This is a genomic window from Streptomyces sp. NPDC091287, assembly GCF_044768525.1.
GTDB lineage: Bacteria > Actinomycetota > Actinomycetes > Streptomycetales > Streptomycetaceae > Streptomyces.
Genome location: NZ_JBIVUV010000002.1, coordinates 227,272 through 251,952, shown reverse-complemented (window position 1 = coordinate 251,952; position 24,681 = coordinate 227,272). Strand labels below are relative to the sequence as shown.

The 24,681-nt window shown below is 71.9% G+C and carries 24 protein-coding genes and 1 pseudogene; 16 read left to right on the top strand and 9 right to left on the bottom strand.

Features of this window, described 5'->3' with window-relative positions:
• Positions 1-321 precede the first annotated feature (321 nt).
• Entirely contained in the window at positions 322-1,116 is a 795-nt protein-coding gene (locus tag ACIQRW_RS03955) for a hypothetical protein (protein WP_403754000.1), read from the top strand.
• 21 nt (positions 1,117-1,137) lie between these two features.
• Here the strand turns inward: ACIQRW_RS03955 and ACIQRW_RS03950 are convergent, their stop codons facing one another.
• Complete coding sequence (locus tag ACIQRW_RS03950; RefSeq protein ID WP_403753997.1) at positions 1,138-1,620, bottom strand: MarR family winged helix-turn-helix transcriptional regulator; 483 nt, start codon at positions 1,618-1,620, stop codon at positions 1,138-1,140.
• Between the two features lie 143 nt (positions 1,621-1,763).
• Between ACIQRW_RS03950 and ACIQRW_RS03945 the strand changes: the two are divergent.
• A pseudogene (locus tag ACIQRW_RS03945) lies at positions 1,764-2,282 on the top strand (GH25 family lysozyme); the annotation flags it as partial.
• Positions 2,283-2,458: 176 nt separating this feature from the next.
• Positions 2,459-3,211: a polysaccharide deacetylase family protein gene (locus ACIQRW_RS03940; protein ID WP_403754423.1), complete on the top strand. Its 753-nt coding sequence runs from the start codon at positions 2,459-2,461 to the stop codon at positions 3,209-3,211.
• A 104-nt stretch (positions 3,212-3,315) separates the two neighbouring features.
• Here the strand turns inward: ACIQRW_RS03940 and lon are convergent, their stop codons facing one another.
• A complete protein-coding gene (gene lon / locus ACIQRW_RS03935; protein WP_403753994.1) occupies positions 3,316-5,736 on the bottom strand; it encodes an endopeptidase La in 2,421 nt (806 codons plus the stop codon).
• A gap of 292 nt (positions 5,737-6,028) precedes the next feature.
• Here lon and ACIQRW_RS03930 point away from each other — a divergent pair, with 292 nt between their 5' ends.
• The 5 genes from ACIQRW_RS03930 (at position 6,029) to ACIQRW_RS03910 (ending at position 13,162) form a co-directional block, all read left to right on the top strand.
• Positions 6,029-6,712 carry a spermidine synthase gene (locus tag ACIQRW_RS03930; protein WP_403754420.1) on the top strand — a complete coding sequence of 228 codons (684 nt, stop codon included), beginning with the start codon at positions 6,029-6,031 and terminating at the stop codon, positions 6,710-6,712.
• Between the two features lie 235 nt (positions 6,713-6,947).
• The gene (locus ACIQRW_RS03925; RefSeq protein WP_003966317.1) at positions 6,948-7,685 is read left to right on the top strand and encodes a response regulator transcription factor; all 738 of its coding nucleotides are present in this window, start codon (positions 6,948-6,950) and stop codon (positions 7,683-7,685) included.
• Complete coding sequence (locus ACIQRW_RS03920) at positions 7,682-8,758, top strand: ATP-binding protein (protein ID WP_403753991.1); 1,077 nt, start codon at positions 7,682-7,684, stop codon at positions 8,756-8,758. The genes ACIQRW_RS03925 and ACIQRW_RS03920 overlap by 4 nt, the downstream gene beginning before the upstream one ends.
• 281 nt (positions 8,759-9,039) lie before the next feature.
• Positions 9,040-12,834, top strand: coding sequence for a multifunctional oxoglutarate decarboxylase/oxoglutarate dehydrogenase thiamine pyrophosphate-binding subunit/dihydrolipoyllysine-residue succinyltransferase subunit (locus ACIQRW_RS03915; RefSeq protein ID WP_403753988.1), 3,795 nt, complete (start codon positions 9,040-9,042; stop codon positions 12,832-12,834).
• Positions 12,835-12,976: 142 nt separating this feature from the next.
• Complete coding sequence (locus ACIQRW_RS03910; protein ID WP_003966321.1) at positions 12,977-13,162, top strand: DUF6104 family protein; 186 nt, start codon at positions 12,977-12,979, stop codon at positions 13,160-13,162.
• Between the two features lie 10 nt (positions 13,163-13,172).
• Here the strand turns inward: ACIQRW_RS03910 and ACIQRW_RS03905 are convergent, their stop codons facing one another.
• Positions 13,173-14,000 (bottom strand): hypothetical protein, encoded by an 828-nt coding sequence (locus ACIQRW_RS03905; RefSeq protein ID WP_403753985.1) that lies wholly within the window; start codon positions 13,998-14,000, stop codon positions 13,173-13,175.
• A 163-nt stretch (positions 14,001-14,163) separates the two neighbouring features.
• Here ACIQRW_RS03905 and ACIQRW_RS03900 point away from each other — a divergent pair, with 163 nt between their 5' ends.
• The gene (locus tag ACIQRW_RS03900; protein WP_403753983.1) at positions 14,164-15,021 is read left to right on the top strand and encodes a DUF4097 family beta strand repeat-containing protein; all 858 of its coding nucleotides are present in this window, start codon (positions 14,164-14,166) and stop codon (positions 15,019-15,021) included.
• Position 15,022: 1 nt separating this feature from the next.
• Entirely contained in the window at positions 15,023-16,072 is a 1,050-nt protein-coding gene (locus ACIQRW_RS03895) for a helix-turn-helix transcriptional regulator (protein WP_403753980.1), read from the top strand.
• Positions 16,073-16,109: 37 nt separating this feature from the next.
• Here ACIQRW_RS03895 and ACIQRW_RS03890 read toward each other — a convergent pair whose 3' ends face one another.
• The 5 genes from ACIQRW_RS03890 to ACIQRW_RS03870 form a co-directional block, all read right to left on the bottom strand.
• The gene (locus ACIQRW_RS03890) at positions 16,110-16,691 is read right to left on the bottom strand and encodes a Clp protease N-terminal domain-containing protein (RefSeq protein WP_403753977.1); all 582 of its coding nucleotides are present in this window, start codon (positions 16,689-16,691) and stop codon (positions 16,110-16,112) included.
• Positions 16,691-16,900 carry a sigma factor-like helix-turn-helix DNA-binding protein gene (locus ACIQRW_RS03885; protein ID WP_007447814.1) on the bottom strand — a complete coding sequence of 70 codons (210 nt, stop codon included), beginning with the start codon at positions 16,898-16,900 and terminating at the stop codon, positions 16,691-16,693. Before ACIQRW_RS03885 ends, ACIQRW_RS03890 begins: the two co-directional genes overlap by 1 nt.
• A gap of 31 nt (positions 16,901-16,931) precedes the next feature.
• The gene (locus ACIQRW_RS03880; RefSeq protein WP_403753973.1) at positions 16,932-17,471 is read right to left on the bottom strand and encodes a GNAT family N-acetyltransferase; all 540 of its coding nucleotides are present in this window, start codon (positions 17,469-17,471) and stop codon (positions 16,932-16,934) included.
• Positions 17,449-18,882 carry a cellulase family glycosylhydrolase gene (locus ACIQRW_RS03875; RefSeq protein ID WP_403753970.1) on the bottom strand — a complete coding sequence of 478 codons (1,434 nt, stop codon included), beginning with the start codon at positions 18,880-18,882 and terminating at the stop codon, positions 17,449-17,451. The genes ACIQRW_RS03880 and ACIQRW_RS03875 overlap by 23 nt, the downstream gene beginning before the upstream one ends.
• A gap of 88 nt (positions 18,883-18,970) precedes the next feature.
• On the bottom strand, positions 18,971-19,939 hold the full coding sequence (locus ACIQRW_RS03870; protein ID WP_403753967.1) for a zinc-binding dehydrogenase: 969 nt from the start codon (positions 19,937-19,939) through the stop codon (positions 18,971-18,973).
• 417 nt (positions 19,940-20,356) lie between these two features.
• Here ACIQRW_RS03870 and ACIQRW_RS03865 point away from each other — a divergent pair, with 417 nt between their 5' ends.
• A complete protein-coding gene (locus ACIQRW_RS03865) occupies positions 20,357-21,187 on the top strand; it encodes a DUF4328 domain-containing protein (RefSeq protein ID WP_403753964.1) in 831 nt (276 codons plus the stop codon).
• A gap of 52 nt (positions 21,188-21,239) precedes the next feature.
• Positions 21,240-21,818 (top strand): hypothetical protein, encoded by a 579-nt coding sequence (locus ACIQRW_RS03860; RefSeq protein ID WP_403753961.1) that lies wholly within the window; start codon positions 21,240-21,242, stop codon positions 21,816-21,818.
• Positions 21,819-21,887: 69 nt separating this feature from the next.
• On the opposite strand, the gene ACIQRW_RS03855 is transcribed toward ACIQRW_RS03860, so the two are convergent.
• Positions 21,888-22,385 (bottom strand): universal stress protein, encoded by a 498-nt coding sequence (locus tag ACIQRW_RS03855; RefSeq protein ID WP_403753958.1) that lies wholly within the window; start codon positions 22,383-22,385, stop codon positions 21,888-21,890.
• Between the two features lie 201 nt (positions 22,386-22,586).
• On the opposite strand from ACIQRW_RS03855, the gene ACIQRW_RS03850 reads away from it, so the two are divergent.
• The 4 genes from ACIQRW_RS03850 (at position 22,587) to kdpF (ending at position 24,679) form a co-directional block, all read left to right on the top strand.
• Positions 22,587-22,922, top strand: coding sequence for an SAV_915 family protein (locus tag ACIQRW_RS03850; RefSeq protein ID WP_403753955.1), 336 nt, complete (start codon positions 22,587-22,589; stop codon positions 22,920-22,922).
• A gap of 38 nt (positions 22,923-22,960) precedes the next feature.
• The gene (gene lysA, locus ACIQRW_RS03845) at positions 22,961-24,295 is read left to right on the top strand and encodes a diaminopimelate decarboxylase (RefSeq protein WP_403753952.1); all 1,335 of its coding nucleotides are present in this window, start codon (positions 22,961-22,963) and stop codon (positions 24,293-24,295) included.
• 145 nt (positions 24,296-24,440) lie between these two features.
• Positions 24,441-24,593, top strand: coding sequence for a hypothetical protein (locus ACIQRW_RS03840; protein ID WP_403753949.1), 153 nt, complete (start codon positions 24,441-24,443; stop codon positions 24,591-24,593).
• On the top strand, positions 24,590-24,679 hold the full coding sequence (kdpF, locus tag ACIQRW_RS03835) for a K(+)-transporting ATPase subunit F (protein ID WP_018955984.1): 90 nt from the start codon (positions 24,590-24,592) through the stop codon (positions 24,677-24,679). The genes ACIQRW_RS03840 and kdpF overlap by 4 nt, the downstream gene beginning before the upstream one ends.
• Positions 24,680-24,681 lie beyond the last annotated feature (2 nt).

The window sequence follows — 24,681 nt, the reverse complement described above, 5'->3', positions numbered from 1 at the left end:
GACGCACGGTCACATGGAAGGGCGCCCCGCTCCTGGTACGGCTTCTGACCATTCCAGCGCTTTTGAGAGGGGGGCGCGCATCAACCGCTCCGCCACTCGAAGGAGTGAACATCACTCTTGAGTTGGCGAACAAGTCTCCCCTGGTGCGCCCCTGACCATGCGTGGACCGTGGGGTGGAACTTCCGCTCCGCCTTTGGCAGGATGCCCGCCCGCATCGGTCCGGAGCCGCCCCTTCCGCCCCGCGCGCCCGCGTTGACCTGCTGGTACAGGCCATTTCCGGTCGCGTGCGGAGAAGGTGAAGGGCTCGTGCAGACTGGCGGTATGCGCATCGAACTCGCCTCCGCGCCCGGAAGCCCCGAACGCCCCAACGAGGACTGGGCCTCCGGGGCCCTTCCCGCGTCCGGCCAGGGCGGTGTGCTGGTCCTGCTCGACGGCGTCACCCCGCCGCCGGGGGACGACGGTTGTGTGCACTCGGTCCCCTGGTTCACCGCACGGCTGGGCGGCGCGCTGGTGGAACTGTCCGGTTCCCGCCCCGACCTGACCCTGACCGAGGTCCTCGCCGAGGCCATCTCCCGTACAGCCGACACGCATCGAGTCACCTGTGACCTTTCTCACGTACGTACGCCTCAGGCGACCGTAATTCTGGCGCGTTGGGACGAACGCGTGATCGAGCACCTGGTGCTCTCCGACTCGGCCCTGCTGCTGGAGTCCCCCGACGGCACGGTCCGGGCGGTCCTCGACGACCGGCTGGACCGGCTGCCGCCGGGCTCGCTCGCCTCGAACGAGATCGCCGATTCCACGGTGCGCAACAAGGAGGGCGGCTTCTTCACCGCCGCCGCCGATCCGTCGGTGGCGGCGCGCGCGGTGACGGGCAGCACCCCGGCGGCCGGCGTCCGGGCCCTCGCCGCGCTCACGGACGGCGCGACCCGGTGGACGGAGGTGTTCGGCGAGGGCGACTGGACGGACACGATGGGGCTGCTGCGGAAGGCCGGGCCGCAGAGCCTGATCGACCGGGTGCGGGAGCTGGAGAACGCCGACGTGGCGGCCGGGCGCGTACGGCTGCGGCGCGGCAAGACGCACGACGACGCCACCGCGCTCCTGGTGGAGCTGGACTGAGCGCGACGGACGGCGGACGGCTCAGCTCTCGGCGCGGGTGTTCAGCTGGTGCAGGAGCCGGGCCAGTTCGGCGACCTCGGCCCGGTCCCAGTCGGCCAGTTTGCGCACGTAGCGCCCCCGGCGGGCGTCCCGGACGCTGCGGAAGCGGGCCAGGCCGTCGTCGGTGAGATGGACGAGCCAGGCCCGCCCGTCGGCCGGGTCGGGTTCGCGGGCCACCAGCCCGAGGTTCTCCAGGGAATGCAGCTGGCGGCTCATGGTGGCCTTGCCGACGCCGAAGTAGGCGGCCAGTTCGGTGGCCCGCTGCCGACCCGCCGCCTCCAGACGGACGAGCAGGCCGTAGGCGGCGGGCTCCAGTTCGGGGTGGACCTCCCGGGCCATATCGCCCGAGGTGGCGCGCGCCCGGCGCAGGAACACGGCCAACTCTCGCTCCAGTGCCAGAAATTCGTGGTCCACACCACTTCCGTCCGTCGCGCCCGGCTCCGGCTCGCTGTCGTTCCCGCGCACGTCAGTACCCCTCGTACGGTTTCCTGCCGATGAAAGCTTCTTCCGCGACCGGTCAACGCCGCAGTTCGGCCAGTATTTCGCAGGAGTAGACCAACGGCGGCAGCCTGGCCCTCTTCCGCGCCCCGGGTCTACGTGCGTAGCGTCACTACAAGAACCCCTTCTTCGCGCAGCAGTACAACGGCTCGTACGGCATCGGCATGATCCGCGGCGCGTACCACTTCGCCACCCCGAACACGACGAGCGGCGCCGCGCAGGCGAACTACTTCGTGGACAACGGGGGCGGTTGGTCACGGGACGGGAAGACCCTGCCGGGCGTGCTCGACATCGAGTGGAATCCGTACGGCGCCCAGTTCTACGGCCTCAGCCAGGCGGCAATGGTCAACTGGATCCGCGACTTCACGAACACCTACCGGGCGCGCACGGGCCGGGACGCGGCGATCTACACCGCGACCAGCTGGCGGAAGGACCGCGCCGGCAACAACGCGGGCTTCGGCACCACCAACCCACTGTGGGTGGCCCGGTACAACACGACCGTCGGTGAGCTGCCCGCCGGCTGGGGCTTCCACACGATGTGGCAGTACACCTCGACCGGCCCGACGGTCGGCGACCACAACCGCTTCAACGGCGCCCTCGACCGCGTACAGGCACTGGCCAACGGCTGATCCCGCACCGACCGACCGCTCCACCGCCCCGGCGACCGCTCCCCAGGTCACCGGGGCTTTTCGCAGTCCGGGCTCCTCTATACACTCCATGTATACGCACTATGTATAGTCCTCCGCGTACCGCACACCTGTGCGGGATTTCCCGCGCAGAGGAGTGATGTGGCGTGCCCAGAAAGATGCCGTTGTCCAAGGTGGGGTTGACCGCGGCGCTGGTGACGGCGCTCACACTGACCTTGGGCGGCTGCTCCATGGACACCACGGCGCCGGGCTCGGCGCGCGGGGAGGCGGCCTCCGACGCCAAGGGCTCGTTCGGGCCGGTGGACTGCCGCAAGGCCAAGTGCATCGCCCTGACCTTCGACGCGGGTCCGGGCAAGGACACCCCGAGGCTGCTGGACATCCTCAAGGAGAAGAAGGTCCACGCCACCTTCTTCCTGCTGGGCAAGCACCACGTCATCAACCACCCCGACGTGGTGCAGCGCATCGAGGACGAGGGCCACGAGGTCGCCAACCACACCTGGACGCACAAGGTGCTGACCGACCAGAAGCCGGACGAGATACGCGCCGAGCTGGAGAAGACGCAGCTGGCCATCGAGAAGATCACCGGCAAGAAGCCCCGGCTGATGCGCCCGCCGCAGGGCCGCACCGACGACACGGTCTCGGACATCAGCAAGGACCTGGGGCTCTCCCAGGTCCTGTGGAGCGCCACCGCCAAGGACTACTCCACGAACGACTCAGCGCTGATCAAGAAGCGGATCCTGGACCAGGCGAGCAAGGACGGCATCATCCTGCTGCACGACATCTACAAGGGCACCGTCCCCGCCGTGCCCGGGATCATCGACGCGCTCCAGAAGGACGGCTACACCTTCGTGACCGTCCCCGAGCTGATGGCCCCGGCCGTGCCGGAGCCGGGCACGGTCTACCGCCCCTGACCGGCCCCGTACGGCACGCGGAACGGCCCGCCTCCCGTTGACTCGGGAAGCGGGCCGTCCGTACCGGTCGCGCACCTGCCGTCGCGCCCGTCACCGCGTGGCGGTCAGGCCGCGGCCGGGATCCTGTCCTCCACCCGGGCGGAGGCCGGGGCGAGGGCGATCTCCAGGACCTGGCGGACATCGGTGACCGGGTGGACGTCCAGCTTCTCCAGCACCTCGGCCGGGACGTCGTCCAGGTCGGCCTCGTTGCGCTGCGGGATCACCACGGTGGTGATGCCCGCCCGGTGGGCCGCCAGCAGCTTCTGCTTCAGGCCGCCGATCGGCAGCACCCGGCCGGTCAGCGACACCTCACCGGTCATCGCCACATCCGTACGGACCAGCCGTCCGGAGAGCAGCGAGGCCAGCGCGGTCGTCAGGGTGATGCCCGCGCTCGGGCCGTCCTTGGGGATGCCGCCCGCCGGGAAGTGGATGTGCACACCCCGGTCCTTGAGGTCGGCGACCGGCAGTTCCAGCTCCGCGCCGTGCGACCGCAGGAAGCTCAGCGCGATCTGCGCCGACTCCTTCATGACGTCCCCGAGCTGACCGGTCAGGGTCAGTCCGGAGGCCCCGGTCTCCGGGTCGGCGAGCGACGCCTCGACGAAGAGGACGTCACCGCCCGCCCCGGTCACCGCGAGCCCGGTGGCCACGCCCGGCACCGCGGTGCGGCGCCCGGCCGGGTCCTGGGCGGACTCGGGCACGTGGTGCGGCCGGCCGATGAGGCCGCGCAGATCCGCGTCGGTCACCGCGAACGGCAGCTCGCGGTCGCCCAGCTCGTGCTGGGCCGCGACCTTGCGGAGCAGCCGGGCCACCGCCCGCTCCAGATTCCGTACGCCCGCCTCGCGGGTGTACTCGCCGGCCAGCTTGCGCAGCGCCGACTCCTCCAGGGCGACCTCGTCCTTCTCCAGGCCGGCCCGCTCCAGCTGGCGCGGGAGCAGGTGGTCCCGGGCGATGACGACCTTCTCGTCCTCGGTGTAGCCGTCGAGGCGGACCAGCTCCATGCGGTCGAGCAGGGCCTCCGGGATGGCGTCGAGCACATTGGCGGTGGCGAGGAAGACGACGTCGCTGAGGTCGAGCTCGACCTCCAGGTAGTGGTCGCGGAAGGTGTGGTTCTGGGCCGGGTCGAGGACTTCGAGGAGGGCGGCGGCCGGGTCGCCCCGGAAGTCGGAGCCGACCTTGTCGATCTCGTCGAGCAGGACGACCGGGTTCATCGAACCGGCCTCCTTGATGGCCCGCACGATACGGCCGGGGAGCGCGCCCACGTACGTACGCCGGTGGCCGCGGATCTCCGCCTCGTCCCGGACACCGCCGAGCGCGACGCGGACGAACTTGCGGCCCATGGCGTGCGCGACGGACTCGCCGAGGGAGGTCTTGCCGACACCGGGCGGGCCGACGAGGGCCAGCACCGCGCCGCCGCGGCGGCCGCCCACCACGCCAAGGCCCCGGTCGGCACGGCGCTTGCGCACCGCGAGGTACTCGGTGATGCGTTCCTTCACGTCGGCGAGGCCGGCGTGCTCGGCGTCCAGGATCTCCTGGGCGCCGCGGATGTCGTAGGCGTCCTCGGTCCGCTCGGTCCAGGGCAGTTCGAGGACGGTATCCAGCCAGGTGCGGATCCAGGAGCCCTCGGGCGACTGGTCGCTGGACCGCTCCAGCTTCTCGACCTCCTTGAGCGCCGCCTCGCGGACGTGCTCGGGGAGGTCGGCGGCTTCGACACGGGCCCGGTAGTCGTCGGACTCGTCCTCCGGGTCGCCGTTGAGCTCGGAGAGCTCCTTGCGCACGGCGTCCAGCTGGCGGCGCAGCAGAAATTCGCGCTGCTGCTTGTCGACGCCGTCCTGGACGTCCTTGGCGATGGATTCGGCCACGTCCTGCTCGGCGAGGTGCTCGCTCAGCCACTGGATGGCGAGCTTCAGCCGGGCGATCGGGTCCACGGTCTCCAGGAGCTGGACCTTCTGGGCGGTGGTGAGGAACGGCGAGTATCCGGAGTTGTCGGCGAGCGCGGAGAGGTCGTCGATCTGCTGGACCCGGTCCACGACCTGCCAGGCGCCGCGCTTCTTCAGCCAGCTGGTGGCGAGTGCCTTGTACTCCTTGACCAGCTCGGCGGCGGATCCGGGCAGGGGGTCGGGGGCGGCGGTTTCGAGCACGGTCCCCTCGACCCAGAGCGCCCGGCCGGGCCCACTGGTCCCGGCGCCGATGCGGACCCGGTCGCGGGCCCGGATGAGAGCGCCCGGGTCGCCGTCCGACAGGCGTCCGACCTGCTCGACGGTGCCGAGGACACCGGTCCCCGTGTACGTCCCGTCGATCCGCGGGACCAGCAGCACCTGGGGCTTGCCGCCGCCGGGACGGGCGGCGGCCTGCGCGGCCTCGACGGCGGCGCGCACCTCGGTGTCGGACAGATCGAGCGGCACCACCATGCCGGGCAGGACGACCTCGTCGTCGAGCGGCAGCACGGGCAGGTCGATCGGTGTGAACGCCCCGGACTCGTTAGTCATGATCTCCCCTTCGGCAGGCAAGTTGAGCTATGTGGACTCAATGCTCCTGAGCCGCCGAATGTTCCCCGTCACTTGTTCGCTCTGAGCGATCAGATGCCTTCCGGCCCCGGGACCGCCCTTACGGGAGCGCTGCGGGACGGGCTGTTGTTCCCCCCTCCGGTAGGGGGGAACTCGCTGGCCTTCGACCGGGGCGCGGGACAGGATGACGGACACCGACCGCTACGACCGGAGACCGGAGAGCCACACGATGCCCGCGATGCCCCCGATGCGTGCGATGCCCGTCCCCGACCCGATGCCGACGCGTTCCACCGGCACCCCCGTCGTCCTCGACCGCCGCGAGGGGCCCTTCGGCGAAGTCGTGCTGCGGGAGCGCGGGGAGCACTTCGAGATCATCGCCAACGGCTGCTTCCTGATGGACACCTCCGACGGGCGCTCCGAGCGGCTGCTGATCGACGCCGCCCTGGCCGCCCTGCCCGCCGGACGGACCGGCCCCTCGGTGCTGATCGGCGGCCTGGGCGTCGGGTTCTCGCTGGTGCGGGCCGCCGAGGAGGAGCGCTGGGGCCGGATCGTGGTCGTGGAGCGGGAGCTGGCGATCGTGGACTGGCACCTGGCCGGGCCGCTGGACCGGATCTCCGGGCCGGCACTGGCCGACCCCCGGACCGGGATCCTCCACACGGATCTCGTCGCCCACCTCCGTACCACCACGGAGCGTTACGACGCCCTGTGTCTGGACATCGACAACGGGCCGGACTGGACCGTCACGGAGGACAACGGAAGCCTCTACTCCCCCGCCGGCCTGGCGCACTGCCACGACCGGCTGACCCCGGGCGGAGTGCTCGCCGTCTGGTCCGCGCAGCCGTCGCCGGCCTTCGAACAGGCGTTGCGGAATGCCGGGTTCAGCGGGGTTAGGACGGAAGAGGTGGCCGTTGCCCGAGGTGTCCCCGACGTGGTCCATCTCGCACTGCGGGCGATCTGAACCCCCCTCCCGGTATGCGCGGACCGGCGGTGGAACGGGTCAACCGGCACAAGGCCGACGATCCGGCCGCCCGGTCGGCGTGAACTCGCACGTCCGGGGCAACACCCTGCGTAGCCGGGAGCCCTCCGCTGCCTTTACGCTGCTGACCGGCACACGGGATCACCCACCGAAATCCACGAGCGAAAACCGTGCCTCCGGGGGAATGGCTCCCGCGAGAACGGGCAGGGGCGGGGCGATGGAACAGACACACACCACCCACAACGGCGTCGCGGCCACCCCGGGGGCTCAGCGCCGGGTGCTGGTGGTCGAGGACGACCCCACGATCGTCGACGCCATCTCCGCCCGGCTGCGGGCGGAGGGCTTCCTGGTCCAGACCGCGCTGGACGGCCCCGCGGCCGTGGACGCGGCCGAGGCCTGGCAGCCCGACCTGATGGTGCTCGACATCATGCTTCCCGGCTTCGACGGCCTGGAGGTCTGCCGCCGCGTACAGGCGCAGCGCCCGGTACCGGTGATGATGCTCACCGCGCGCGACGACGAGACCGACATGCTGGTCGGGCTCGGGGTCGGCGCCGACGACTACATGACCAAGCCGTTCTCCATGCGGGAGCTGGCCGCCCGGGTGCACGTGCTGCTGCGCCGGGTGGAACGGGCCGCGCTGGCCGCCGTCACCCCGCGGAGCGGAATACTGCGTCTGGGTGAGCTGGAGATCGACCACGCGCAGCGCCGGGTCCGGGTCCGCGCCGAGGACGTCCACCTCACGCCGACCGAGTTCGACCTGCTGGTCTGTCTCGCCAACACCCCGCGCGCGGTGCTCTCCCGGGAGCAGTTGCTGGCCGAGGTGTGGGACTGGGCGGACGCCTCGGGCACGCGCACGGTCGACAGTCACATCAAGGCGCTGCGCCGGAAGATCGGCGCGGAGCGGATCCGTACCGTGCACGGCGTGGGCTACGCCCTGGAGACTCCCGCGCCATGACGCGGCCAGGGTGCGGACTGCGGCCCTTCTCGATCAAGGCCAAACTCGGCACGCTCGTCGTGGTCTCGGTGTTCATCACCACGGGGCTGCTGATCGTCGCGTTGCGGACCCGTACGGAGTTCCGCTTCATCACGGTGTTCTCGGTGATCGCCACGCTGCTGATCACCCAGTTCGTGGCGCACGGTCTGACCGCGCCGCTGGACGAGATGAGAGCGGTGGCCCGGTCCATCTCGCACGGCGACTACACCCGCCGGGTGAGCGGCGCCGGGCGGCGGGACGAGCTGGGGGACCTGGCGCAGACGATCAACCGCATGGCGGACGATCTGGAGGCGGAGGACCGGCATCGAAAAGAGCTGGTCGCCAATGTCAGCCATGAGCTGCGCACCCCCATCGCGGCGCTGAGAGCCGTGCTGGAGAACGTGGTGGACGGGGTGTCCGCCGCCGATCCGGAGACGATGCGCACGGCGCTGCAGCAGACGGAGCGGCTCGGCCGGCTGGTCGAGACGCTGCTGGACCTGTCGCGGCTGGACAACGGGGTGGTGGCGCTCAAGGCCCGCCGTTTCGAGGTCTGGCCCTATCTGTCGGGCGTACTGAAAGAGGCCAATCTCGCCGCCTCCCACCGACGTCTGTCGTCGGGTTCGGGCAATCACTCCCGTACGGACGTCCACCTGCATCTGGACGTCTCACCACCGGAGCTCACCGCGCACGCGGACGCCGAGCGGCTGCACCAGGTGGTCGCCAACCTCATCGACAACGCGGTCAAGCACAGCCCGCCGCACGGCCGGGTGACGGTGCTCGCGCGGCGCGGGGACCGCCCCGAGTCGCTGGAGCTGGAGGTCGTCGACGAGGGGCCGGGCATCCCGGAGGCGGAGCGCCACCGGGTGTTCGAGCGCTTCAACCGGGGCCAGGCGCCCTCCCCGCACGGTCCGGGAAGCGACGGCGGTACGGGGCTGGGGCTGGCCATCGCCCGTTGGGCGGTCGATCTGCACGGCGGTCGGATCGGGGTGGCCGAATCCGCGAAGGGCTGCCGCATCCAGGTCACCCTCCCGGGAATCCCCGAGCCGCGCGGTTGACGGCGCGGTTGACATAGGGTCGAACCGGAAGGGCACGTTCACCCGTGTCCTGCCAGCAAGGGCCCCAAAGGGATGCGGTCGGATGGCCGTATCCTCGGTCCTGCGTACCTGAAGTGCAGTGGAACCTCGCTTGTTTCCCGCCATTTCCTGCGCCGAAACCCGCCTTCCGATGTGATGTGCACGACGAAGCACCGGCCCGGCCTGCAAGGAACGGTTCGGGGGGCGTAGCCTTGATTTCCGCTGTCCATCACCTTGTGAAGCGGAAGAGGGCGGTTGCCGCCGTGTCGTCTCAGTCCCCCAGTAACTCGAGCATCTCGACCGATCAAGCCGGCCCGGGTACGAACCCGGCCGCCGCGTTCGGCGCCAATGAATGGCTCGTCGACGAGATCTACCAGCAGTACCTCCAGGATCCCAGTTCGGTCGATCGCGCCTGGTGGGACTTCTTCGCCGACTACAAGCCGGGTGCCTCCGGCACGGCGGACAAGCCCGTTCCCGGCGTCGCACCGGTGACCGAGGCGCCCGCCGCCCCGGCCGCGCCCGCTCCGGCAGCTGCTCCGGCTCCGGCGAAGGCCGCGCCCGCGGCCGCCCCGGCGGCTCCCGCGCAGCCGGCCCCGGCCAAGGCCGCCCCGGCCCCGGCGAAGCCCGCGGCGGCGAAGCCCGCCGCCGCGCCCGCCACGGCCAAGGCGGACGATTCCACCGAGGCCCCGGCCGGCCCGGAGTACGTGACGCTGCGCGGCCCCTCGGCCGCCGTCGCGAAGAACATGAACGCCTCGCTGGAGCTGCCGACGGCCACATCCGTCCGCGCGGTCCCGGTGAAGCTGCTCTTCGACAACCGCATCGTCATCAACAACCACCTCAAGCGCGCCCGCGGCGGGAAGATCTCCTTCACGCACCTCATCGGGTACGCGATGGTGCAGGCCCTCAAGGCCATGCCGTCGATGAACTACTCCTTCGCCACGAAGGACGGCAAGCCGACCCTGGTCAAGCCGGAGCACATCAACCTGGGTCTGGCCATCGACCTGGTGAAGCCGAACGGCGACCGCCAGCTGGTCGTCGCGGCCATCAAGAAGGCCGAGACGCTCAACTTCTTCGAGTTCTGGCAGGCGTACGAGGACATCGTCCGGCGTGCCCGCATCGGCAAGCTCGGCATGGACGACTTCTCCGGCGTCACCGCCTCGCTGACCAACCCCGGCGGCATCGGCACCGTCCACTCGGTGCCCCGCCTGATGCCCGGTCAGGGCCTCATCATGGGCGTCGGCGCGATGGACTACCCGGCGGAGTTCCAGGGCACGTCGCAGGACACCCTGAACAAGCTCGGTATCTCGAAGGTCATGACGCTCACGTCGACCTACGACCACCGGGTCATCCAGGGCGCCGCCTCCGGCGAGTTCCTGCGGGTCCTGTCCCAGCTGCTGCTCGGCGAGAACGAGTTCTACGACGAGATCTTCAAGGCGCTGCGGATCCCCTACGAGCCGGTCCGCTGGCTCAAGGACATCGACGCCTCGCACGACGACGACGTCACCAAGGCCGCGCGGGTCTTCGAGCTGATCCACTCCTACCGGGTCCGCGGCCACGTCATGGCCGACACCGACCCGCTGGAGTACCACCAGCGCAAGCACCCCGACCTGGACATCACCGAGCACGGCCTCACCCTGTGGGACCTGGAGCGGGACTTCGCGGTCGGCGGGTTCGCCGGCAAGACGATGATGAAGCTCCGCGACATCCTCGGCGTGCTGCGTGAGTCCTACTGCCGCACCACCGGCATCGAGTTCATGCACATCCAGGACCCGAGTCAGCGCAAGTGGCTCCAGGACCGGGTCGAGCGCCCGCGCCCGAAGCCCGAGCGCGAGGAGCAGCTGCGCATCCTGCGCCGGCTGAACGCGGCCGAGGCGTTCGAGACGTTCCTGCAGACGAAGTACGTCGGCCAGAAGCGGTTCTCGCTGGAGGGCGGCGAGTCCGTCATCCCGCTGCTCGACGCGGTCATCGACTCCGCCGCCGAGGCCCGCCTCGACGAGGTCGTCATCGGCATGGCCCACCGCGGCCGGCTGAACGTGCTGGCGAACATCGTGGGCAAGTCGTACGCGCAGATCTTCCGCGAGTTCGAGGGCAACCTCGACCCGCGCTCGATGCACGGTTCCGGCGACGTCAAGTACCACCTGGGCGCCGAGGGCACCTTCACCGGTCTGGACGGCGAGCAGATCAAGGTCTCGCTGGCCGCCAACCCCTCGCACCTGGAGGCGGTCGACCCGGTCCTGGAGGGCATCGCCCGCGCCAAGCAGGACATCATCAACAAGGGCGGCACGGACTTCACGGTCCTGCCGGTCGCGCTCCACGGCGACGCGGCCTTCGCGGGCCAGGGCGTCGTCGCCGAGACGCTCAACATGTCGCAGCTGCGCGGCTACCGCACCGGCGGCACCGTGCACGTGGTGATCAACAACCAGGTCGGCTTCACCGCCGCCCCGGAGTCCTCGCGCTCCTCGATGTACGCCACCGACGTGGCGCGCATGATCGAGGCGCCGATCATCCACGTCAACGGCGACGACCCGGAGGCCGTGGTCCGCGTCGCGCGGCTCGCCTTCGAGTTCCGGCAGGCGTTCAACAAGGACGTCGTGATCGACCTCATCTGCTACCGCCGCCGCGGTCACAACGAGGGCGACAACCCGGAGTTCACCAACCCGCAGATGTACACCCTGATCGACAAGAAGCGCTCGGTGCGCAAGCTGTACACCGAGTCCCTCATCGGTCGAGGCGACATCACGCTGGAAGAGGCGGAGCAGGCGCTCCAGGACTTCCAGGGTCAGCTGGAGAAGGTGTTCGCCGAGGTCCGCGAGGCCACCTCGCAGCCCGCCGCCCCGCACGTCCCGGAGCCGCAGGCCGCGTTCCCGGTGACCGTGGAGACGGCCGTCTCCGCCGAGGTCGTCAAGCGGATCGCCGAGTCGCAGGTCAACATCCCCGACTCGATCACCGTCCACCCCCGCCTGATGCCGCAGATGCAGCGCCGCGCGGCCTCCGTGGACAACGCCACGATCGACTGGGGCATGGGCGAGACGCTGGCCATCGGTTCGCTGCTGATGGAGGGCACGCCGGTCCGGCTCGCCGGCCAGGACACCCGCCGCGGCACGTTCGGCCAGCGCCACGCGGTCCTGGTCGACCAGGTCACCGGCGAGGACTACACCCCGCTGCTGTACCTGGCCGACGACCAGGCCCGGTACAACGTCTACGACTCGCTGCTCTCGGAGTACGCGGCGATGGGCTTCGAGTACGGCTACTCGCTGGCCCGTCCGGAGTCGCTGGTCATCTGGGAGGCCCAGTTCGGTGACTTCGTCAACGGCGCGCAGACCGTCGTGGACGAGTTCATCTCATCGGCCGAGCAGAAGTGGGGCCAGACCTCCGGCGTCACCCTGCTGCTGCCGCACGGCCACGAGGGCCAGGGCCCGGACCACAGCTCCGCCCGCCCGGAGCGCTTCCTCCAGATGTGCGCGCAGGACAACATGACGGTCGCGATGCCGACCCTGCCGTCGAACTACTTCCACCTGCTGCGCTGGCAGGTGCACAACCCGCACCACAAGCCGCTGATCGTCTTCACCCCGAAGTCGATGCTGCGTCTGAAGGCCGCGGCCTCGTCCATCGAGGAGTTCACCACCGGCGGCTTCCGTCCGGTGATCGGCGACGCGTCGGTCAAGCCCGAGAACGTCCGCAAGGTCGTCTTCTGCGCGGGCAAGCTGTACTACGACCTGGACGCCGAGCGGGAGAAGCGCGGCGACACGGAGACGGCGATCATCCGGCTGGAGCGCCTGTACCCGCTGCCGGGTGCGGAGATCCAGGCCGAGATCGCGAAGTACCCGAACGCCGAGAAGTACCTGTGGGCCCAGGAGGAGCCGGCGAACCAGGGCGCGTGGCCGTTCATCGCGCTCAACCTGATCGACCACCTGGACCTCGCGGTCGGCGCGGACGTGCCGCACGGCGAGCGCCTGCGTCGCATCTCGCGGCCGCACGGCTCGTCCCCGGCGGTCGGCTCGGCCAAGCGTCACCAGGCGGAGCAGACGCAGCTGGTCAACGAGGTCTTCGAGGCCTAGGACCACGCAGCAGCCGTACGAGCTGCTCATACGCCACAGGGACCCGGTTCCGCGCTCGCCGCGGGACTGGGTCCTCGGCGTATCCGGCGTATCCGGCGTTCCGGCGTTCCGGAGGCCGTCCGGGCCTCGATATCCTGTGCGCATGTACTTCACGGACCGTGGCATCGAGGAACTGGAGAAGCGGCGCGGCGAGGAGGAGGTCACCTTCGAGTGGCTGGCCGAGCAGCTGCGGACGTTCGTCGATCTCAACCCCGACTTCGAGGTGCCGGTCGAGCGCCTCGCGACCTGGCTGGCCCGGCTGGACGACGAGGACGACGAGGACGCGTGACCCGCCCGTTCTAGGAGGCTTCCGCGCCCGCCCTGGCCCGCTCGTACGCGAGACCCAGCGCGCCCTGTGCCAGCAGCACCGCCCCGGCCGCCGCCCAGCCGCCACTGCGGCGACGGGCGCCCCACAGCAGGAGCGGGAGCCCGGCCGCGAGCTGGACGGCGGCGACGGCACGGGCGCGGGGGCCGCGTACCCACGGGCCGATCCGGCTGCTCTCGACCGCGTCCAGTTCGACGCGTACGGCATCGCGCCAGCCGGTCCACTCGACGCGTTCCACCCCGCGCTGCACCGCCGCGACGCTGCGCAGCCGGTCCGCGCTCTCGCACGGTGAGAGCCCGGCGGGCAGGGTCAGCCCGGTGCGGGTGAGGACGGCGAGCAGTCCCCGCAGCCGGGCACCCGCGTCTGCGTCCGGATCGGGGCGGGTCAGCTCCTCCAGCCCCTGTACGTCCAGCACCGGGTCGAGGCCGAGCCGGACCGCGAAGGTGCGCATGGCCTCGTCCTCGCCCACCGGGGTGCCATCGGTCAGCCAGATGTAGCCCACGGGCCGGCGGAATCCGGCGGCGAGCGTGAATCCGGCCCGGTCGGCGTCCCACCACAGGGCGAGCACCGGCCAGGTGGAGCCGACCGCGAGCGCGGTGGCCCAGCCGCCGAGGACCCGGTCCACCGGCTCGGGCTCCTGCTCGGTGCCCCCGTTCCAGGGTTTGCCCTCCGGGACGAGCGCGCTCCACTCCTCACCCGCGCGGACCAGCAGCATCTGCTCGCGCAGCAGGTGGGCGAGCGGCCGTACGGTCTCGGGGTCGGCCCGGCACAGCAGGAGGGCCCCGGTGGATGTCGCGTTCATGGCTCACACGCTAGGGCAATTTGCCCGGTTCTGATCTCTTTGTGAGCATTTACCTCCCCGCCGGCTCCCCCTGCCCCCCTTTGACTTCCCCCATCCGCGATATATCGTGTTCCGAACGAGACGCGATATGTTGCGTTGCCACGCTTCCCGGGAGGTCACATCCATGCCTGTGTCGACATGGACCATCGCCGAGCCGCGGAAGCTCGCCTTCGAGGATCCGGTGACGGCGCTCCACGTGCGCATCGTCGACGGCACGGTCAACGTGGTCGGGACCGACGAGCCGGAAGCCCGGCTGGAGATCTCCGCGATCGAGGGCCCGCCGCTGATCGTGACCCAGGAGGACGGCCGGCTGACCGTGGCCTACGAGGACCTGCCCTGGCAGGATCTCCTGCGCTGGTTCGACCCCAAGAACCGCCGCCGCAGCGCCGTGGTCACGCTCGTCGTGCCGGCCGCTTGCTCGGTCGAGGTCGGCGTGATCGGTGCCGGGGCCGTCGTCTCCGGCATCAGCGGCCGCACGGAGGTCCGCGGCATCACCGGTGACTCCACGCTCGTCGGGCTGACCGGAGCGGTGCGCGGGGAGTCCGTGTCGGGCAGCCTGGAGGCCCAGAGCGTCACGGGGGACCTGCGCTTCCACTCCGTGTCCGGCGATCTGACGGTGGTCGACGGGGCGGGGGCCTCGGTGCGGGCCGAGTCGGTCAGCGGTGCCATGGTGCTGGACGTCGACCCGTCCGGGCAGCCCACGGACATCCGGCTGGCCACGGTGACGGGCGAGATCGCGATCCGGCTGCCGCACCCGGCCGACGCCAGGGTCGAGGCGAACACCGCGAGCGGGGCCGTCTCCAACGCCTTCGAGGACCTGCGGGTCGGCGGGCAGTGGGGCGCGAAGAAGATCACCGGCACGCTGGGCGCCGGGACGGGGACCCTGCGGGCGACGACCGTGTCCGGTTCGATCGCCCTGTTGCGCAGGCCACCCGTCGAGGACGACGCGTACGCCGCCGAGCCGACCGGAAAGGTTCTCTGACATGCCTCCCGTATTCGCCCACGGCCGTCTGCGGCTGTACCTCCTCAAGCTCCTGGACGAGGCTCCTCGCCACGGCTACGAGGTCATCCGCCTCCTGGAGGAGCGTTTCCAGGGCCTGTACGCCCCGTCCGCCGGCACGGTCTACCCGCGGCTGGCCAAGCTGGAGGCCGAGGGCCTGGTCACCCACGCCACCGAGGGCGGCCGCAAGGTCTACTCGATCACCGACGCGGGGCGCGAGGAGCTGGCGGGCCGGGGCGGCGAACTGGCCGACCTGGAGCTGGAGATCCGCGACTCGGTCTCCGAGCTGGCCGCCGAGATACGCGACGACGTACGGGGCGCGGCGGGCCGGCTCCGCAGCGACATGCGGGCGGCGGCGTCGGAGTCCCGGCAGGGTACGAAGGCCGGGGCCGGGAGCGCCAAGGGCCGGCCGAAGGGCGAACCGACCTCCCCCTTCGATGACTACGGCGACTTCGGCCGTCTGGGCGACCTCGGCGAGAGCGAGACGTGGCGCACGGCGAAGGAGGAGCTGAACCGGGCCAAGCAGGTGTGGAAGGAGCAGGCACGCCGGGCGAAGGACGAGTCCCGGCGCGCCCGCGAGGACGCCCAGCAGGCCCGCCGCCAGGCCAAGGAGGCCCAGGAGAAGGCGCACGAGCAGATGCAGACCGCCGCCCGCCAGGTCCAGGAGCACTTCGCGCGGGGCGACTGGCCCTCCGGGGTACGGGAGGGCCTCGCGGAGATCACCGGCCAGCTCGGCGGTTTCGCGCGCTCCGGAGCCTGGCCCCCATTCGGCAAGCCCGAGGCGGACGCCGCCCCGGCGGCCCCGGTTCCCGACGACGGCTTCGACTGGGCCGAGGACGCGCCGGCCACGGGCGACCCGGTGCGCGACCTGGACCGCCTGCTGGACCGTTTCCGCGACGGCATCCGGGACACGGCCCGCGATCACGGGGTGACGGAGGCCCAGCTCGCGGAGGCCCGCCGCCACCTGGGGGCGGCGACGGCGCGGATCGAGGCGCTGCTGACGGCTCAGGACGAGGGCGGCGGGAAGGCCTGAGGAGTGGGGTGGGGCGCCTGCCGCCCCACCCCACTGCTCACCCGGCCTCGGCGTGCCCCTGACCCCCGTCGGCGTCGGGGCCGTACAGCGCGCGCCGCACGGTCGCGTAGGTCGCGCCGTGCTCGGCGAGGACGTCGGCGACGACTCCGGGCTTCGCCGTGAGGGCCAGGAGCAGGTGTTCCTCGCCGATGAAGCGGTCGCCGCGCCCCAGGGCCACCCGTAGCGAGTTCTCCAGGACGGTCTTCGCGCCCGGGGTGAAGGGGCGGTGCCCCGACCACCAACGGCGGCCGCCCCGGCCGGTCGCCAGGGCGCCTTCGCCATGGGCCCCCTCGACCCGGGAGACGACCGCGCCGATGTCGATCCCGATACCGGCGAGCGCGTCGGTGTCGGCCTTGGTCAGGCCGCCGCGGCGGCGGGCCTCGGCGAAGGCGGCGTCCAGGGAGGCGCGACGGTCGTGGAGGCCGAGTGCGGTGACGGCGAACGAGGCCCGGCCGCCCTCCTGTTCCAGCAGCGCGAGCAGCAGGTGTTCCTCGGTGACCGAGTCGGCCCCGACGCGCTCGGCCTGCGCCACCGCGCCCTTCACGGTGGCGCGGGCCCCTCGGGTGAATCGCTCGAACATCAACGCCTCCCGTACTTCTTGTGCACGGCCTGCCGACTGACGCCCAGCTCGGCGGCGATCTCCTGCCACGACCAGCCCTGGACGCGGGCACTTCTGACTTGTACGGCTTCGAGCTGCTCCAGCAGCCGCCGCAGCGCGGCCACCGACCGCAGCCCGACGCGCGGGTCGCGGTCACCGGCACGTGCGGCCAGATCCGTTGCTTCGGTCATGATGTCAACCTACATTGACAGGCGCCTTCCGTCAACCAAAGTTGACATCATCGTCGGCCAGGCGGGCGTGCCGCTCGACGTCGTACCGGACGTCGCCGTAGCGCAGCTTGGCCCGCTCGATGCCCTCGGGCGCGAATCCGGACCGCGTCGCGACCCGGCAGGAGGCCGGGTTGTCGGTGCGATGGCCCAGCTCCAGCCGGTACAGCCCGAGCTCGTCGAAGGCCCAGCGCGCCAGGGCCCGCACTCCGGCCGCCGCGACGCCCCGGCCGCGTGCGGTCTCCGTGGTCCAGTAGGAGACCCAGCCGGTGTCATGGGTCCGGTTCACGGCGCCGAGGGCGACACAGCCAAGGGCCTCGCCCCTCTCCCCCACGACGGCCCAGGAATAGCCGGTGCGCGCTCCCCGTTCGCGCGTGCGGTCCGCGATCCAGGCCAGCGCCCCGGGCCGGTCGAACACCGGCCGGTCCGTCTGGCGGTCCATCTCGGCCGGGGCGAAGGCGCGGAGCACCGCCGACGCGTCGGCGGGCTCCCAGGGGCGCAGCAGAAACCCTTCAGGGGTGGTCAGTTCGTCCATACGGGCCACCTTCCCGCACGGTCACCACCACCTCGCTCCCGGGCCACGCCCGTACGACCGGCCATCCCCCGCGCGACGACGTGCCGGGGCCGCCGGCGACCAGCCCCGGGCCGGTGACGGAGACACGCCAGCCCCGGGGCGAGGGCGGGAGGGACAGCTCCGTCACCCCGGGGCGGGCGGCGGCACGGTAGGCGAGGCGGTAGGAGCGGGTGTCCGCGTCGTACGCCTCGGAGCGGACGGTCCCCGCGACGGCCGGGGCGTACGGGGTGGCCGTCCGCTCCTTGTTCGTACGGAAGCGGCCCTGCGCGTCGACCGCGCAGTAGCCGCCGCCGTAGCACCAGACGTACCCCGCCCAGCCGGAGCTGTAGCGGTTCAGGGAGTCGACGGCCTCGCGGTAGAAGCGGCCCATGTTCGGGAGGGAGTTGTTCAGGGGCCCCCACTCGCCGACGACCACAGGCATCCGGTGGCGGGCCGGATAGGCGGTGACGGCGGCCTCGTACGCCTCGATCCAGCCGGCCGAGGGGTCGTAGTCCGCGCCCGCCTCCATGGCGGTGTTGTAGAAGTGCGGGGCGTACACGGTCCGGCGGTCCTCGATCCGGCCGAGCCCGGTGGGGACGCCCTCGCCGACGATGGGCGTCGGCTCGACGAAGAGCCAGGTGTCGCGGTCCTTCGCCCGGACGGCGCGGGCCAGCCGGTTGTACATCGGGGTGAGGTGCTGGGCCTCGATCCGGCGGGCGGCGGTCGGCAGGTCCTCGCCCGCGCGCAGCTCCCCCATCGGCTCGTTGATCAGGTCGTAGCCGATCACGGCCGGGTGGTCGCGGAAGCGTTCCGCGAGGACCTGCCACATGGCGGCCTGGGCGCGCTGGAGGTCGGGGTCCTCGTAGAGGTGGGTGAAGGCCCGCTGGACGGCCGGTTCGAAGTACTCGGAGAACCAGTCGTCGGGGTTCGGGGTGAACGGCAGCCCGTCGGTCCTGGTCGCCCAGGCGGGGATGCCCCGATGCCCGAACGCGGGCCCGAAGACGTCCTGGTGGGCGTCGATGAGGACATGGACGCGGTGCTTGCGCGCCCAGTTCAGGACGCGTTCGACGCGCCGGAGGTAACGCTCGCTGTACTGGCCGCGCGTGGGCTCCAGGTCGTCCCAGAAGACCAGTAGCCGGGCGAAGTTGAAGCCGTTGGCGCGCAGGTCGCGGAAGTGCCGTTCGGTGATGGCGGTGAGGGCGGCCTCGCCGCGGTTCGCCTTGTCCTCGACGTTCCAGCCGCGCAGGGTGAGGGTGCGCCCCCGGTCGTCGGTCAGTGGCGGGATGGCACGTTCACGAGACTCGGATGCCGGTACGGCTACGGGGGCGGGCCGCGCCGAGGCGGCGGGGGCGAGGGCCCCCGCCGCGAGCACGGACGCGACGACAACTGCCATGAGTGCTCTGCCCATTCGCATGGGCGGCATCCCATCAGCAAAGCTGACACATGTTCAAGTATGCGTTGGGGAGGAGTTCTTGGCGGAGCTAGGAGGTCGGCGTGAGCACGATCTTCCCGAAGAGGTCGCCCGACTCCAGCCGCCGGAACCCCTCCCTGGCCCGGTCCAGCGGCAGCACCTCGTCGATGACCGGCCGCACCCCGGTGGTCGCGCAGAACGCGAGCAGGTCCTCCAGCTCGTCCTTGGACCCCATGGTGGAGCCGACGACCTTCAGCTCCAGGAAGAAGATCCGGGTCAGCTCGGCGTGGGCGGGCCGGTCGCCGCTGGTGGCCCCGGAGATGACGAGGGTGCCGCCCGGGCGCAGCGACTTCACGGAGTGGGACCAGGTGGCGGCCCCCACGGTCTCGATGACGGCGTCCACCCGCTGCGGCAGCCGGGCGCCGGGCTCGTACGCCTCCAGAGCGCCGAGTGCGACCGCCCGCTCACGCTTGGCCTTGTCCCGGCTGGTGGCGAAGACCCGCAGCCCGGCGGCCTTGCCGAGCACGATCGCGGCGGTGGCGACCCCGCCGCCGGCACCCTGGACGAGCACGGAATCGCCGGGCCGCACCCCGGCGTTGGTGAACAGCATCCGGTACGCGGTGAGCCAGGCGGTCGGCAGGCAGGCGGCCTCCGCGAAGCTGAGCTCCTTCGGCTTGGGCAGGACGTTCCAGGTGGGGACGGTGACCTGCTCGGCGAAGGTGCCCTGGTAGCGCTCGGTGAGGATGGAGCGCGGCTCCTTCGGCCCGACGCCGTGCCCCGACTGCCCGATGACGGAGTGCAGGACGACCTCGTTGCCGTCCTGGTCGACGCCGGCCGCGTCGCAGCCGAGGATCATCGGCAGCCGGTCCTGCGAGAGGCCCACGCCCCGCAGGGACCAGAGGTCGTGGTGGTTGAGGGAGGCGGCCCGGACAGTGACGGTGGTCCACCCGGGACGCACCTCGGGGGCCGGGCGATCGCCCAGCTCCAGGCCGTCGAGGGGCTGGTCGGGATCGATGCGGGCTGCGTAGGCGGCGAACATGGCTCGACGATAGGCGGGGCGGGGCGGCCCGCGGAACCGCCTACAGGTGTGACGCACACCAAGCGGGGTGGACCCGCACCACCAGCCTGGCGGCAAACCCAGCCCCTGCGGCGATTGAGCAGCGGGGGTCTGGGGGCGGAGCCCGGGGGGGGGGGGCCCGCCCCCCCCCCCCCCCCCCCCCGCCGCGGGGGGGGGGGGGGGGGGGGGGGGGGGGGGGGGGGGGGGGGGGGGGGGGGGGGCGGCGGGGGGGTGCCCCGGGGGGCGCCGGGTGGCCGGGCCCCAGCGACGCTGTCCACGGGCTACGGTCCGCCGACCGCGCGCTCCTGGGGAGGGACGTGAGGCCACACGCCGCCGGCCCGTCCTTGGGGGGACTTCTCCATGTCCATGCTCTGCACCCGTTGTCGTATCAGAACCGCCGTGACCGACGACGGGCTGTGCACCTTCTGCTCGGGCACCCGGCCCCCGCTGCCCGGCGGCGCGACGGTCCCGGTCCCCGGGGCAGCACCCCTTTCCGGACCCGCGCCCGTGCCCGGAGGCTGGGGGGCCGGCACCTGGCTGCGTTCGCCGGTCGGCCTGTCGCGGGCGGTGGTCGCCCTGCTGGGCTGCGTCATCGCGAGCGACCTGTTCGTCATCGGCGCAGGTCTGCACCTGCGCGGCCTGTGGGAGGGGCTGGCGGCGGACGACTCCCTCGACATCTACACCGGGTCCGGCCTGCGGGCGCAGGAGCTGTACGACCTCGCCGGGACGGTCCAGACGGCGGCGTTCCTGGCCACCGGCGTCCTCTTCATCATCTGGTTCCACCGGACCCGCCGGAACGCCGAGGTCTTCGAGTCCGGCGTGCAGCGGATGGGGCCGGGCTGGGCGGTGGGCGGCTGGTTCGTCCCGGTCGCCCACCTCTGGTTCCCCTACCGCGTCGCGAGCGGCATCTGGGAGGCGAGCGTCCAGCTCCACCCCGATGGCGGGTGGCGCACGGTTCCCAAAACGGTGCTGAACCTGTGGTGGGGCGGCTGGATCGTCTCCGTCCTCGCCTCCCGGATCGCCGTGAGTCAGTGGGACCGGGCCCGGGAGCCGGAGCAGATCGCCGACGCGGCGGCCCTCGTCGCGGCCGCCGACGCGCTGGACCTCGTGGCCGCGGTGCTCGCCGTCCTCTTCGTGCGCGCGGTGACCCGGATGCAGGTGGAGCGGGCCGGAATCCGGCAGGCCGCGACCGCCCCGGAGCGGGCGGCCCCGGAATCCGCCGCCCCGTAGTGACGATTTTCAGCCATTCGGCGCAGTATCCGGTAGACCGAGGGAGACGTCGATGAGTCTGCTGGAACTGATCGAACGAGCCGACGAGCGCGCACTGGCCGCCGGGGCGCTGGCCTGCCTGGACCGGTGCCTGCCGCTGCTCGCGGGGCCCGGGGCGGAACCGCTGCGCCCGCTCTGGGCGAGCTGCGAGAACGGACAGGATTGGGCCATCCGGCTGGCGGCGGTGCGGACGGGGATGGAGCACGAGTCCGTCACCGACGGCCCGGCCGCGCTCGTGCGGACCATGCTCGGCGCCGCCCCCTCCGACTTCGACGCCGTACCGCTGCGGGAGTGGGCGGACGCCTGTTCGCTGGTCGCCCTGCGGATCCACGGGCGGCTCGACGCCCCGGACGGGGAGACGCCGCCGGACGAGGAGCGGCTGCTCAAGGCGGCCCGCAGCGGTGAACCGGCCGCCGTGGGGCCGCTGGTCGCCGGGGAGCTGGAACGGCAGGTCCGCATCCTGGAGATCCTGGCGGAGACCACCGGCACGGCGGGCAGCGGCGCCGGACTCCGCAAGGCGCTGGACCTGTCCACGGAGGGCCGCCGGGTCCTGCGCGCGGTGATGTCACGACGGGCCCGCGGCCGGGGCTGACGGCGAGGCCTGACAGCGAGGCCCGGCTGTTCCTCATGGGCGGGGCGTTCCCTACGGCCCGGGCGTTCCCTATCGCCCGGGCGGCATGTTCCAGTTGTTGGACAGTACGGCGGCCAGTTCGGCTTCGAGCGGGTTCGGGGGGACCGCGAGAACGGGGCAGGCCGCGTGCGCCAGGCAGTAACGCGCCACCGACGGCCGCAGGGCGGGCAGCCATCTGCCGCGTGAGCCCGCACCCACGACCAGGAGGGCGTCGTCCGACTCGGCCGCCTCGACGAGAACCGCTCCGGGCTCGCCGCGCACGGCGAGCCCCGACAGGGCGACGCCCGGCCTCCTGACGGCGAACGCGCCGTCAAGAATGGTGCGCAGCTCCTCGACAGCGGCTTCCCGGTACTCCCGGAGCGCGGCGGTGCCATAGGTGGCACGGCCGCCCAGACCTCCGCCGGGCAGTTGCCAGGCCAGTACGGCGTACAGATCCGCGTTGCGTTCCCGCGCCTCGGCGGTGGCCCGGTGCAGGGCTGCCAGGCTCCCCGGGGAGCCACTCACGCCGACCACGACTCTCTGCCGCACCGTCCGGCCTCCTGCCTCGTCCTGTTCCGGAACTCCATTGAAGGGCGGGCCGGGGGAGGTGAGTGTCAGCGATGCGTATGAACCGGGCGATGCCCGTCAACATCGCGTAAGGCGGGAGGGCTTCCCGCGCCGGGGCGGGCATAGCTTCGACGTCATGCGGCCGGACGACGGCCGATCGTGGCTCCACCCGGAGGAAACCTCATGTGCCTCTTCTCGTACGACGACGACCCCGACCCCGATGAACAGGCCCGGGCCGTGCTTCTGTACGTGCCCGTCCGGCCGGAAGCCGCCGGCCCCGCGCTGCGGATGTTCCGCACTCCGCTGGGCGAGCGCACCGCCGTCGGCTTCACCGGCCTCGACCTGCTGACCGCGGCCCTCGGCGCCGGCCAGGCCGCGATCAGGCTCGCCGAACCGGCCCTGCGCTCCCTCACGGAGCCCCTCGGTGTCGACCGGCTCGTCGTCGACCCGGTCCTCTCGGCCCCGGCCGTCACCGCCGTGCCGGTGCGCGCGGCCGAAGAGCCCGCGCGCGCCCTGTGACCCGCGCCCCGTCCCACGCCTCCCGAGGAGACGCCGCCATGTCCGCTCCCGTTCTCACCGAGTCCTCGGCAGGACTGGACGATCTGTCCGTCTGGCCCGCCTCCACCGCCCGGCTCCCGGGCGCCGACCTGAGCGTCGGAGGGGTCTCGCTCACCGGGCTCGCCGACCGGTTCGGCACTCCCGCGTACGTCCTGGACGAGGACGAGGTGCGCTCACGCTGCCGGACCTACCGGGCCGCCTTCCCCGGAGCCCAGGTGCTGTACGCGGCCAAGGCGTTCCTGTCCCGGGCGATGGCGCGGTGGATCGACGAGGAGGGCCTGGGGCTGGACGTCTGCTCCGTCGGCGAACTCGAACTCGCCCACGCCGCCGGGTTCCCGCCGGAGCGGATGGTGCTGCACGGCAACGCGAAGACGCCGCGCGACATCGAGACGGCGCTACGGCTCGGGGTCGGACGGATCGTCGTCGACAGCCCGTCGGAGATCGCCCGGATCGCCGCGCTGACCGGCCCCGCGGGGCGGCAGAAGGTGATGGTGCGGGTGGTGCCCGGGGTTTCGGCGGGCGGCCACGAGAAGATCCGTACCGGTACCGACGGCCAGAAGTTCGGCCTGTCCCTCACCGACGGGTCCGCCCAGCACGCCATCGCCCGTGTGCTGGGTCAGCCGCAGCTCGAACTGACCGGCCTGCACTGCCACATAGGCTCGCAGATCACCGACGTCAAGCCGTATCTGGTGGCGGTGCGGCGCATGGTCGGACTGATGGCCCGGGTCAAGGACAGCCACGGCGTCACCTTCCCCGAGCTCGACATGGGCGGCGGGCACGGGGTCGCCTACCGGCCGGGGGAGCCCGCCCTCGACCTGACCGCCCTCGCGCGCCGCCTCGGCGCGGAACTCGCCACCGGCTGTGCGGCGGCCGGCCTGCCCGTGCCGAGGCTGGCCATCGAACCCGGGCGGGCGATCGCGGCCCCGGCCGGGGTGGCGCTCTACCGCGTCCTCTCCGTCAAGCACACCGGCCCGAACCTGTTCGTGGCCGTCGACGGGGGCATGAGCGACAACCCCCGGCCCGCCCTGTACGGGGCCCGCTACGCGCCGCGCCTGATCGGCCGCGCCGCCACCGCCGGACCGGTCGCGGCCACGGTGGTGGGCCGGCACTGCGAGGCCGGCGACGTCCTCGCGAACGATGTCCTCCTGCCCGGCGACATCCGCTCCGGCGACCTGCTCGCGCTGCCCGTGGCGGGTGCCTACCAGGTCTCCATGGCCTCCGCCTACAACCTCGTCGGCCGGCCGCCGGTCGTCGCGGTGCACGAAGGCACGGCACGCCTGCTGATCCGGCGCGAGACACAGGAGGACCTCCGGCGGCGCGACATCGGCGCCTGAGGGTTGTCCTGTTCGGCACGCGGCCGCCCGAACGGACCGGGCCGCGTGCCGAACAGCCCTGCCGCAGGCCGGTCGGCCGCGTCAGATCGGCGTCAAGGGTTTCCCGGTATTCGTATGGACCCCGTCAAGGTGGCTTATCGCCCTGATGAAGTCGAGGTTTGCTCGTATCGGCCGAACGGCCGATTTTCTTCCTCACGTCAATCAGGAGCTCGCGATGGCCGATCTGGCCTTCGTCGTCACCACGATCGCGGTATTCGCGCTGGTGGCTCTCATCGCCCGGGGGGTGACCAAGCTGTGACCGTCGAAAACGTCGTCGGCCTCGTCGTGGCCGTGTCCCTGCTCGGATATCTCATCCTCGCTCTCCTTTACCCGGAGAGGTTCTGAGT